The 11,939-nt window shown below is 64.2% G+C and carries 11 protein-coding genes; 7 read left to right on the forward strand and 4 right to left on the reverse strand.

The genetic code is table 11. The annotated features are described in order from the left end of the window. Positions 1–90: 90 nt before the first annotated feature. Positions 91–837 carry a uroporphyrinogen-III synthase gene (locus BN1233_RS36055; protein WP_046868490.1) on the forward strand — a complete coding sequence of 249 codons (747 nt, stop codon included), beginning with the start codon at positions 91–93 and terminating at the stop codon, positions 835–837. 60 nt (positions 838–897) lie between these two features. Here BN1233_RS36055 and BN1233_RS36060 read toward each other — a convergent pair whose 3' ends face one another. The 4 genes from BN1233_RS36060 to BN1233_RS36075 form a co-directional block, all read right to left on the reverse strand. Further along, the gene (locus BN1233_RS36060) at positions 898–2,145 is read right to left on the reverse strand and encodes an MFS transporter (RefSeq protein ID WP_425311777.1); all 1,248 of its coding nucleotides are present in this window, start codon (positions 2,143–2,145) and stop codon (positions 898–900) included. Between the two features lie 113 nt (positions 2,146–2,258). Further along, complete coding sequence (locus BN1233_RS36065; RefSeq protein ID WP_046868491.1) at positions 2,259–2,780, reverse strand: plastocyanin/azurin family copper-binding protein; 522 nt, start codon at positions 2,778–2,780, stop codon at positions 2,259–2,261. Then, on the reverse strand, positions 2,780–3,202 hold the full coding sequence (locus tag BN1233_RS36070; protein ID WP_046868492.1) for a DUF5602 domain-containing protein: 423 nt from the start codon (positions 3,200–3,202) through the stop codon (positions 2,780–2,782). Before BN1233_RS36070 ends, BN1233_RS36065 begins: the two co-directional genes overlap by 1 nt. 215 nt (positions 3,203–3,417) lie before the next feature. Then, on the reverse strand, positions 3,418–4,185 hold the full coding sequence (locus tag BN1233_RS36075) for a Crp/Fnr family transcriptional regulator (RefSeq protein WP_052764088.1): 768 nt from the start codon (positions 4,183–4,185) through the stop codon (positions 3,418–3,420). 281 nt (positions 4,186–4,466) lie between these two features. Between BN1233_RS36075 and BN1233_RS36080 the strand changes: the two genes are divergently transcribed. From BN1233_RS36080 to BN1233_RS45395, 6 genes are all read left to right on the forward strand, one after another. Next, a complete protein-coding gene (locus BN1233_RS36080) occupies positions 4,467–6,221 on the forward strand; it encodes a thiamine pyrophosphate-dependent enzyme (RefSeq protein ID WP_046868493.1) in 1,755 nt (584 codons plus the stop codon). 13 nt (positions 6,222–6,234) lie between these two features. Next, positions 6,235–7,332 carry an enolase C-terminal domain-like protein gene (locus BN1233_RS36085; RefSeq protein WP_046868494.1) on the forward strand — a complete coding sequence of 366 codons (1,098 nt, stop codon included), beginning with the start codon at positions 6,235–6,237 and terminating at the stop codon, positions 7,330–7,332. A gap of 16 nt (positions 7,333–7,348) precedes the next feature. Then, on the forward strand, positions 7,349–10,354 hold the full coding sequence (locus BN1233_RS36090) for an FAD-binding and (Fe-S)-binding domain-containing protein (RefSeq protein WP_082145861.1): 3,006 nt from the start codon (positions 7,349–7,351) through the stop codon (positions 10,352–10,354). Continuing rightward, positions 10,351–10,725, forward strand: coding sequence for a sensory rhodopsin transducer (locus BN1233_RS36095; protein WP_046868495.1), 375 nt, complete (start codon positions 10,351–10,353; stop codon positions 10,723–10,725). Before BN1233_RS36090 ends, BN1233_RS36095 begins: the two co-directional genes overlap by 4 nt. A gap of 10 nt (positions 10,726–10,735) precedes the next feature. Beyond that, positions 10,736–11,782, forward strand: a complete 1,047-nt coding sequence (locus BN1233_RS36100) for an SDR family oxidoreductase (RefSeq protein WP_046868496.1) — start codon at positions 10,736–10,738, stop codon at positions 11,780–11,782. Next, a partial coding sequence (locus BN1233_RS45395; protein WP_244889847.1) for an alpha-amylase family glycosyl hydrolase occupies positions 11,763–11,939 on the forward strand: 177 nt, incomplete at its 3' end. The genes BN1233_RS36100 and BN1233_RS45395, both read left to right, overlap by 20 nt.

The following is an 11,939-nucleotide window of genomic DNA, read 5'->3' on the forward strand; positions in this document are numbered from 1 at the left end:
TCCGCAGGACCGCGCTGTCGTCTCGTGGACTCCCGAGATTCCAAAGATGACTCGCGAGGAGGTGCAGCGGATCGTCGTGGAGATGCTGGGGTGAGCCCTGCCGAACTCGAGATGGGCCACATGGCCGGGATGCGGGTCCTTCTCACAAGACCCTTGCAGCAGTCTCGGATGCTTGCGGCAGATCTCGCCCGCCTCGGGTGGGAGCCCATGATCACGCCCATGCTGGAGATTGCTCCTCGGACTTGGCACGACGGCGCTCTCTCGGGCGCTCAGGCCGTTCTCCTGACTTCGGCGAACGGAGCACGGGAACTGGCCAGGGCGGTATCCGTGGACAGGAACCTGCCCGCCTACTGTGTTGGCCCGGCAACGGCGGAGCCGCTTGCCCAGGCCGGCTTCGTCTCGCTGCACTGCGCCAGTGGAACGGCGACCGATCTGGTCCGTCTCGTTCATCGTGACCTTGCTCCTCGCAATGGGCCGTTGGCCTATCTCAGTGGAAATGTCGTATCGCGAGATCTCGGGCCGTTGCTGGCCCCATTCGGTTTCGAAGTACGCCGCGCGATCGTCTACGAATCCCGCCCAGCACGCACTCTGACGGATGAGGCGCGGCATGCCATCGCGGCCGGCGAGGTCGCCGTTGTCTTGTTCCTCTCAGTCAGGACGGCACTCACCTTCCGTGACATCGCCATGGTCGGTGAACTGGCCCAGGCTTGCGAGGCGATCCGAGCCGTGACGCTGAGCCAGCAGATTGCAAGCGCGCTGGAGCCGCTTAAGTTCGCGCAAGTGGCTGTTGCGCGAGAGCCGAACCGATCTGCACTTCTTGCTGCACTCGGGGGCTGACAAACGCTACCTTCGACCAATACCGCACTGCCGTGAGTATCGCCTGGCGGGCCGACACATTCATTCGTGCGGCGAGGTGGCTGGTCGCGCGAGGACCCAGAGTACGCCGACGAGGCCGATGTTCAGCGCGGCGAGCCCAGTCAGGAAGGCGAGGGCCGCACCGGATCCGTTCCATTCGATCAGGATCGCTCCGAGCGAGGGAGCTAGGGCCTGGGCGAGGAGGCTGGGCATCACGAGCTTGCCCATGAGCGAGGCGTAGCCCTGTGGTCCGAATAGGGCGAGCGGCAGGGTGCCTCGCGCGATCGAACCGATCCCGTTCCCCGCGCCATAGAGGGCCAAAGCGATGGCCAGAATCGGAAGGCCGAGCAGGAGGAGCGCAACACCACCCGCGACCAGCGTCACCGAGGCCGTCATGGTCCAGATCGGATGGTAGCGGCGCCCGAACGCCATCTCGATCACTCGGGCACCGACCTGAGATGGCCCGACGAGCGCCCCGAGTGCAACCGCCGCCGCGAGTTCGAGGCCGCGCGCCTGGAGAAACGTCAGGAGATGCACGGCGATCATGGACGAGATTACCGATCCGAGCGTCAACACGACCGCGAGCAGAATGAACGCCTGCATGCGCCGATCTCTCGACAGCACGGTGCCTTCGAGCCTCCTCGACCCACTCGCCCTTGACGTGCCGTCCGGCGCGACTGTGCCCGCCCCGGGAAGCACGAAGGCATGCAGAGGCAGACAAACGACAGCCTGGATCGCTGCATAGACCATGCAGGTCCCGCGCCACCCGAGGTGCTCGACGAGATAGGCGCTCAAGGGCCAGCAGACCGTGCTCGCGAAGCCGCCCCAGAGGGTTAGGATCGAGATCGCGCTGCGGGCTTCCCGGCCATAGAGGCGACCGAGCGTCGCAAACGCCGCATCGTAGAGACCCGCGCCCATGCCGGTGCCCACCAGGAGCCATGCAATCATGTAGGTCGCGAGGCTGTGGGCGAGAGCCAATCCGGCAAGCCCCAGCGCCAGCAGGAGTGAGCTCAGGGCGAGAACAAGGCGGCCATCCTTCGCGTCGATGGTGCGCCCGACACGCGGCGACACCAGCCCGGCCGCGAGCAGGCCGAACGAGAGGCCGCCTACGACCAACCCCAATGACCACCCCGTGTCGGCAGCAATCGGTTTGGCGAGCACTGCCGGGAGATAATAGGACGAGCCCCAGGCAAGAATCTGGGTGATTCCGAGCGTCGTAACGACCACCCTCGGGCTGGGTTTCGCGGCTGCAGGATGATCCGCCAGGGATTCGCTCGCGGAGGTGGACACGCGCAAACCTCAGCACCAGTCGGCCCGTTCGGCAACCCTCCCGTCAAGGAGTCCACACAGGCACCGGTCGCATCGACCGATACTCACAAGGGTTCCGCGAGAGCGGTTGTCAGTTATGCGCGCCGCACCATGCCCCTGCGCATGATCTCGTCGACGGCAGGAAGTGCATGCAGTGCGATTTCCGGAATGGGCTCGGCGCCTTGCGAAGTTGGGCCCGGGGCAGGGAACTTGGCCGGATCGCCGACGATGATCCGCCCGACCATCCCGGCATGCTCATGCGGGATACAGTAGAAGTCATAGACGCCTTCGACCGTCAGAGTGAGGTGGAAGGTCTCGTTCGGGAGCAGGTAATCGGAATTCCACGGCTCCGCGCCTCGCGGGATACGGAGGGGACGGTCGAAGTTCCGCGGGTGGTAGGCTGTCGCCGTATGAGAGTTCCCAGGATCGAGATTCGTCCACCGGATCGGCCGGCCCGGTTTGATCCTGATCCCGACAGGATCGAACCAGACATCCGAGCCGTCGGCATTGCCAAGCATCCGGATCTCGGCGAACTCGTCCGCGAGCGGAAGGCGGAATGCCGCGAGGCCGGCGAGGAGGCCCGCGCCGGTTCGCAGAATATGTCTGCGGGACTGCATCACTTCCCCGCAACTCGCGTTTCGTCCGCCTTCGGAACATGCCACAGGACCACGTGGACGTGAGGCTCTTCAACCCCGGGGTGACCGGCGTTGAAGTAGACATCGACATGATCGACGTTCCCGCCGGGAGCTGGAAGGTTGTCGAAGCGCTTGTCCTTGTTCGTGATGTCCTTGACCGGGAGCATGTATACGGTGCTGACCAGCCGTCCGTCGTGGTCGTAGGCCAGGAATGGACCAGCCGGAAGAGTCTTCGGATTGACGTAAAGCTGGCCGAGGCCGGGCAGGAAGTCGGGCAGCTTCACGAGCTCGCTGACCTTCTTGTATGCGCCTGCCGGCGGAGCTTTCTCGACCTGATCGGCCGCCAGGGCGGGCAGCGCCAGGGTGCCGGCCAGAATCGCAGCTGCAGCAAGACGAGCCAACATGGGATTCTCCTCTCAATCATCTCCGGTCAGGACCGGACGATCCATTGGATGAGGAGCGGGCGAAGAAGGTTCCGGATAATTGCGCCGCGGACCTGCTCTGATCTGCCCTGCTTGATCGACAGTCTGCGCCGGAATGCGCCGACGAGCATGGTCATTGCGCGAGCAATGACTGCAGCGCGCGACAGAGCGAGCCTTTCCGATCTGTCCCTCGAGAATCAGGTGTGATTGCGCCGCATTCCGAGCAGGCGCTCGTATTCATACCGAATGAGGCGGTGGCAGTCGCATGCGACCGCCTCCAGCTTTTCGGGATCGGTAATTCTGACGTGAGCACGGCTGTTTCGGAGCACGCCTTCCTGATCGAGCGCGCCGAGGCACTGGGTGACACTCGGTCGGCGTACGCCGAGGAGGCGCGACAGCACCTGGTGAGTCAGGGGGATAGCGTCGTCATCCAGACAGTCGCGGGCGAGGAGCAACCAGCGCGAGAGGCGCTGCTTGAGATCGTGCGTCGCATTGCAGACGCTCGCCTGCGACGTCTGCAGGAGCACGACCTGAACATATTTCAGCAGGAGCGAGCGAAGGATGGAGGACTGGTCCATCGCGCGTTGAAGATCGGAACGCGATATGCGAAGCGCGCTCCCGCTGACTTGCACGACGCGTCGAAATGGGGGCTCGTCATCGTCGCCGAGCACGACAGGGATGCCGGTCATGCCCTCTGAGCCGGTCAGCCAGACTTCCACCCACTTGTCCCGAGCACTCTTGGCGGAAACGGATACGAGCCCCTTCTCGATGAAGTAGACCTGATCCATCGGAGTGCCGGAATGGTGCAGGATCTGGCGGGGCTTGAGGTCTACCGGATGGAGAAGTGGGGCGAGACGCTCGAGCTCGGACCGCGGGAGGACACGCAGGAGCCCATTGCGGGATTCCAGGACTGAGCCACGATCTGTCGGCTGCACATCATTCATCACCCGTTGATAGCCGATCACGAGCGGTATCGGTAGGCGAGGGGCGAATAGAGGCATCAAGGGGGCCCCGGCCAACAGCCAAGGTTGGCCGTGCCTTGGCTCCGAGCGGTCGGGCTGAGCCGGCGCAGAGCACAAAAGTTGGTCCGCAACTGGACACAAACGGCCTTCCAGGGGGGCGAAGCAGGCGACCACCGCGTTGAACCAATGCGGTCCAGACGCCCGCGGGAGGAATCAGCAGCGACGCGAGCAATTTTGCGGCTGGCCGCTGTTCCTTTGCCCAATGACCAATCAGGGAGACCATCATGGCGGTAATGGCGGCTGAGATTCTGGTCGACACGCTGATCGACTGGGGAGTCGACACGGTGTTCGGCCTGCCGGGGGATGGCATCAATGGCATCATCGAGGCGCTGCGCCAGCGCCAGGAGCAGATCCGCTTCGTCCAGGTCCGGCATGAGGAGGCCGCCGCCTTCATGGCCTGCGCACATGCCAAATGGACCGGCCGGCTCGGGGTCTGCCTTGCGACCTCCGGGCCCGGCGGTATCCACCTCCTCAACGGCCTCTACGACGCCAAGCTCGACGGCCAGCCCGTGCTCGCCATCACAGGCCTGCAGTTCCACGATCTCCTGCACACCTACACCCAGCAGGATGTCGAGCTCGACAAGCTGTTCCAGGATGTCTGCGTCTACAACGCCCGCATCATGGGCGCCGCGCATGTCGAGAACACCACCGAGCTCGCCTGCCGGACCGCGCTCGCCTATCGCGGCGTCGCCCATGTGACGATCCCGGTCGATCTCCAGGAGCAGAGCCTGAAGGAAGCCCACCGCTCGAAGCGCAACCGCCCCGGTCATGTATCAGACCGTATGGCCGAGAGCGCCCATGTCCCGAGCGAGGACGAGCTCGCCCGGGCCGCCGCGATCCTGAATGAGGGCAAGAAGATCGTGATCCTTGCCGGTCGCGGCGCGCTCAATGCTCGGGCCGAAGTCGAGGCGGTCGCCGAGCGGCTCGGCGCGCCGGTCGCCAAGCCGCTGCTCGGCAAGGCGGTACTGCCCGATGACCACCCCTTTACGACCGGCGGCACCGGCCTGCTCGGCACCCGCCCATCCCAGGAGGCGCTCGAGGCCTGCGACACACTCCTCATCGTCGGCTCCAGCTTTCCCTATATCGAGTATTACCCCAAACCCGGCGCCGCGCGTGCCGTCCAGGTCGAGCTCGACCCTAAGCGGGTCGGGCTGCGCTATCCCATAGAGGCCGCCCTCGTCGGCGATGCTAGGCGGGTGCTCGCGGCGCTCCTGCCGCGACTCGACCACCATGCCGACCGGTCGTTCCTCGAGCAGGCCCAGGCCGGCATGACCGAGTGGCGGGCGCTCATGCAGGAGCGCGGCACCCGAATGGACGTGCCCCTGAAGCCGCAGGTGGTGGCATACGAGCTCAATCAGTTGCTCGCAGAGGATGCGATCATCGCAACCGATTCCGGGACGATCACAACCTGGGCGGCGCGGCACCTGGAGATCCGCGGTGCGATGCAGTTTTCCTGCTCGGGCAATCTCGCCACCATGGCATGCGGGCTGCCCTATGCCAATGCGGCGGCCCTCGCCTATCCGGGCCGGCAGGTGATCGCCTTCGTGGGCGATGGCGGGCTCACGATGCTGATGGGCGAGTTCGCAACGGCGGTGAAATACAACCTGAACGTGAAGGTGGTGGTGATCAAGAACAACACTCTCGGCCAGATCAAGTGGGAGCAGATGGTGTTTCTCGGCAACCCGGAATTTGCCTGCGAACTGCAGCCGATTGACTTTGCTCAAGTTGCGCGCGGCTTCGGGATCCCGGGCTTCACGATCGAGGATCCGAAGCGCTGCGGCGCGATCCTGCGCGAAGCGCTCGCCACGCCGGGCCCGGTGCTGATCGAGGCGGTCGTGGACCCGCACGAGCCCCCGATGCCGCCTAAGGTCTCGCTCGAGCAGGCCGCGCATTTTGCCGAGGCGCTTGCCCGCGGCACACCGAACGCCAGCAAAATCGCGCTCACCACCGCAACCAATACCGTCCGCGAACTCATCTGAGGACGGGCAAGCCATGGCAAGGGACCATGTAGCAATCCAGCGCATCGAGGCCCGGGCTTACTCCATACCGACCGACGCCCCCGAGGCCGACGGTACTTTCGCCTGGGATCGCACGACGATCATCATTGTCGAGGTAAGCGCCGGCGGTCAGAAGGGGCTCGGCTACACGTATTCCAGCGCAATTGTCACGAGGCTGGTCGACAACATCTTGGCGCCGGTGTTGATGGGCGAGGATGCACTCGCCGTTCCAAGGCACTGGAAGGCGATGATCGGCGCCGTCCGCAATCTCGGTTGGCGGGGTCTGTGTGCGAACGCGATCTCCGCCGTCGACGTCGCACTCTGGGATCTCAAGGCGCGCCTCTTCGGGCTCCCGCTCGTGGAACTGCTCGGCGCTGCGCGAAACGAGGTTCCGATCTACGGCAGCGGAGGGTTTACGACATACTCGCTGGAAAGGCTGGCCCAGCAACTCGGAAACTGGGTTTCCGAGCAGGGGTGCCGCTTCGTCAAGATGAAGATTGGCAGCCACCCTGAGGAGGATCTCAAGCGCATCCGCACGGCCCGTTCGGCAATCGGAACTGCCGACCTGATGATAGACGCGAATGGTGCTTTCGATTGCAAGCAGGCGCTGCTCTTTGCCGAAAAGGCCGCTTGCATCGGTATCGTCTGGTTTGAGGAGCCGGTCTCGAGCGACGATCTCACAGGGCTGCGCCTCCTACGCGACAGAGCGCCCGGAGGACTCGAGATCGCCGCCGGTGAGTACGGATACGAGCCATTCTACTTCAAGCGCATGATGGATGCAGGCGCGGTCGATGTCATACAGGCCGATGCAACGCGCTGCTGCGGCTATACGGGATTCCTCGAAGCTGCAGCCCTCGCTGATGCGCATCCGCTGCCGCTTTCGGCCCATACCGCGCCTGCGCTTCACCTGCCGGTCTGCTGTTCCGCCCCACGCCTTCGTCACATCGAGTGGTTTCATGATCACGCTCGCATCGAGCAGATGTTCTTCGATGGCGCGCCTGTCCCGAAAGACGGAGTAATCCGCCCGGATCTGTCGCGCGAAGGCCACGGGCTGGATCTCAAGCGGGCCGACATAGAGCAATTCGCCGTTTGAGATCGGAGAGATTGGTATGGCTCACGCAGCTGAAACCGACCCGTCGATCAAGGCCACAGGCAGACCGAGAGGTCAGCCGGACCGCCGCATCGAACTCGCGCCGAATGGGCGTATCCGCACCGCATACACGGTTACGCCCGATCTAGACCCTGCCGCACTTGCCGATGCCTTGAAAGCGACGATCCAAGGAGAGGTGCGCTTCGACGACGGCAGTCGGGCACTCTACGCGACAGACTCCTCCAATTATCGCCAGGTGCCGATCGGGGTCGTGATCCCGAAGAGCAAGGAGGACGTCATCCAGACGGTCGAGATCTGCCGCCGTTTCGATGCTCCGCTCCTGCCCCGCGGCGGCGGAACGAGCCTCGCCGGTGAATGCTGCAACACAGCCGTCGTGATCGACTTCTCGAAATACCTGAACCGCGTGATCGAGATCGACCCGGAGCGCCGGCTCGCCCGAGTCGAGCCTGGCTGCATTCTCGATACGCTGCGCGACGAGGCGGCCCGGTACGGCCTTACCTTTGGTCCCGATCCGGCGACGCATGACCATAATACGCTGGGAGGCATGATCGGAAACGACTCGGGTGGCGTGCATGCCCTCATGAACGGCATCACCGTGCACAACGTCCGTGCGCTCGAAGTGCTGACCTATGATGGCCTTCGCCTCTCGGTCGGGCCGACGAGCGAGGACGACCTGCGCGGAATCCTGCGCGCCGGTGGACGCCGAGGTGAAATCTATGGGAAGCTCATCGAGTTGCGGGATAAATATGGCGACCTCGTGCGAGCGCGCTTCCCGCAAATTCCACGGCGCGTGTCGGGCTATGAGAACCTCGATCAGCTCTTCCCGGAGAATGACTGCAACGTCGCGCGTGCGCTCGTGGGTACCGAGGGCACTTGCGTCACCGTCCTCGAGGCTACGCTCGACCTGATTCCCAACCCGCCCGAGCGGGTTCTCGTCATCATGGGATTCCCGGACATCTTCGAGGCTGCGGATGCAGTCCCGCGCGTGCTCGAGCACAAGCCGATCGGTCTCGAAGGGGTGGACGAACTGCTCGTCGACCACATCCGGACCAAGCACCTGCACGAGGAGAACCTCGACGTCCTGCCGAAGGGGTGCGGTTGGCTCGTGGTCGAGTTCGGGGCCGATTTCAGGGATGCCGCGGTCGAGCAGGCGCAGGGGCTTGTCAATGCCTTTCGCAGCGATCAGAGCGTGGACGCCCGCCTTGTGCAAGACAAGGACAAACAGAACCGCATCTGGATGGTGCGAGACGCTGCCCTTGGAGCCGAATCCTACGTTCCCAATCACCCGGATACCTGGCCCGGCTGGGAGGACTCGGCGGTTCACCGAGACAACCTCGGCCCATACCTGCGCGAGCTCAAGGCGCTCTTCCACAAGTATGGCTATAATCCTTGTGTTTATGGGCACTTCGGCGACGGCCTCGTTCATTGCACGGTGGCATTCGATCTCTACGACGAGCCCGGCATTGCGGCTTGGCGGCAGTTTCTCAATGAGGCAGCCGACCTCGTCGTGCGCTACAACGGTTCTCTATCCGGCGAGCACGGCGACGGGCAGGCCCGCGCAGAGCTCCTCGAGAAAATGTACGGGCCGGCTCTCGTCGAGGGCTTTCGCGAGTTCAAGGCGATCTGGGATTCAAAGGGGCGAATGAACCCTGGCAAGGTGGTCGATCCGTACCCGATCACCTCGGATCTGCGGCTCGGGCCAAGCTACAAGCCCCCGAAGCTCGACACCTACTTCTCCTATCCGGTGGAAGGCAGCTTCGACCGAGCGGCGCAACGCTGCGTCGGCGTCGGAAAGTGCCGGCGGCACGATAGCCATGACGAGGTCATGTGCCCGAGCTATCTCGCGACCCACGAGGAGAAATACTCGACGCGGGGGCGTTCACGGCTCCTGTTCGAGATGCTCCATGGAGGGCCGATTCAGGACCGATGGCACAGCCAGGCTGTCGAAGACGCCCTCGACCTCTGCCTTGCGTGCAAGGGATGCAAGAGCGACTGCCCGGTCCATGTCGACATGGCAACCTACAAAGCCGAGTTTCGGGCACATCACTATGCTTCGCGGCTACGGCCCCGCGCTGCGTATTCGATGGGGCGGATCCATCAGCTCGCCCATATCGCTTCGCGCACACCACGGCTCGCAAACATGCTCACCACAATGCCGCTTCTCGCACGGGCAGCCAAGGCGTCGGCCGGGATAGCGCAAAAGCGTACGATTCCGCGTTTCGCCACTCAAACCTTCGTGGATTGGTTCAGACGGCGGGAGCAGGCCCGTCCCGGTGGGGCACGCGTGCTTCTGTGGCCCGACACGTTCAACAACTACTTCCGACCAAGAACCGCGATTGCGGCGACGAGAGTGCTCGAGGCGGCCGGATTCGATGTCGTCATTCCCGAGCGTCCTTTGTGCTGTGGGCGTCCGCTCTATGACTGGGGCTGGCTCGACCGTGCAGAAAAGCTCTGGCGGCGCACGCTCACCGTCCTGAAGGACGATATCGAAGCCGGCACTCCCGTCGTGGGGCTCGAGCCCGCATGCGTTTCGTCCTTCAAGGACGAACTCGTAAACCTCTTTCCAAAGGATCGATCGGCGCAGCGCTTGTCCGAACAGACTGTCTTCTTCAGTGACTTCCTCGCGGCCCATGGGATCGGGGCGGCTGCGGGCGCGGAGCACGAGAAGGCGCTCGTCCATGTCCATTGTCATCAGCATGCGATCATCAAGACGGAGGGAGAGCGCAGGCTGCTTGACCGGCTTGGCCTGCATTACGATGTCGTGCCCTCCGGTTGCTGCGGTATGGCCGGTGCATTCGGGTTCGAGGAGGGAAAATACGAGATCTCGCAGCAGATCGGAGAGCGAGTGCTGCTGCCGGCGGTACGCGCCGCTGCACCGGACGTAGCCATCCTGACGAATGGCTTCAGCTGTCGCGAACAGATCGAGCAAGGGACAGGGCGCGCGACGCTGCATATTGCAGAATTCGTCGCCCGGAGCATGGGTCTTAATGGGGATGCATCATGACGGTCGTCGGCCGGAAAGTCTGGGCAATTGCGGAGGGCTATATCCCTTCGCACAGCACGAGCGACGACCGTACCCTGATATCGCATGAGACCGCCTGCCTTCTGAACGCGAGCAACCGCGATGCACAGGTGCGGATCACGTTATTCTTCGCGGACCGCGATCCGGTCGGACCGTACCAGGTACGCGTACCGGCGAAGCGCACCTTGCATTTGCGATTCAACGATCTCGAAGATCCCGCGCCGGTGCCGCGCGACACGGACTACTCGTCGCTGTTCGAATCCGATGTGCCGATCATCGTCCAGCACACGCGACTCGACTCGCGCAAGGCCGAACTTGCATTGTTGAGCACCGTGGCCTTCGGGCAGGATTGAGGAACTCGTGATGGTGAATTCCGTGCAGAGGACAGGTCGCGGCAGCAGACCCGTGGTGGTGGTCACCGGCGCATCGGCCGGCGTCGGGCGGGCAACGGCCATCGCCTTTGCACAGCAAGGCTACGATGTCGCTCTCATTGCCCGGGGCCATGAAAGGCTCGGATCCGCGGGCCGCGCCGTCGAGAGGGCAGGGGGGCGCGCACTCATGCTGCCAGCCGATGTTGCGGATGCCGAGGCCGTGTTCGCGGCGGCGGACCGGGTCGCGCATGAATGGGGCGGCATCGATGTATGGGTCAATGACGCCATGGCGACAGTCTTCGCGCCTGTGCACCGCACTGCGCCGGACGAGTTCAAGCGCGTCACGGAGGTGACCTATCTCGGCCAGGTGCACGGGACTCTTGCAGCCCTCAAGCATATGCGTCCGCGCGACCATGGCACCATCGTTCAGGTCGGTTCTGCGCTGAGCTACCGTTCGATCCCGCTGCAATCCGCCTATTGCGGGGCAAAGTTTGCCGTCCGTGGCTTTACGGATTCCCTCCGGAGCGAGCTCATTCACCAGGGCAGCCGAATCCGGCTTACCATGGTGCAGTTGCCGGCGGTGAATACGCCTCAGTTCGACTGGGCTCGCAGCCGTATGCCGCGCCGGTTGCAGCCCGTTCCACCGATCCACCAGCCCGAGGCGATTGCCGCTGCCATCGTACGGGCCGCGGAGGAGGCGCCGCGGGAGCTGTGGATCGGCTGGCCTTCGGTACGGGCGATCGTGGGGACCATGATCGCCCCCGGCCTTCTCGACCGGCTCGCGGCGCGCGCCGCCTGGGAGGGCCAGATGACCGACGAGCCGGCCGACGCCAGCGAGCCTGGCAATCTCTTCGAAGCCGTGCCCGGCGATCCAGGGTCGCACGGCCGGTTCGACGCGCGCAGCAGGCCGGCTGTCCGCTCTGCCTCGTCCACGTGGATCCGGGGAGCGCTCGGAATGCTTGGGCTCGGAGTTGCTGCGTCGACGGTCCTGCTGGCGACTTGGGCGGAGCGGGAGCGGAATTTTGCACGAGAGCGCTGACGATAAACTCGCATGGTGGCAGCGGGCAGTCATCTACCAGATCTATCCCCGCTCGTTTCAGGATACGAACGGAGACGGCGTCGGGGACCTGCGCGGCATCGTCGAGCGGCTCGACTATCTGAACTGGCTCGGCGTCGACGCCATCTGGATCTCGCCA

It is taken from the genome of Microvirga massiliensis, from assembly GCF_001006805.1.
Classification (GTDB): Bacteria; Pseudomonadota; Alphaproteobacteria; order Rhizobiales; family Beijerinckiaceae; genus Microvirga; species Microvirga massiliensis.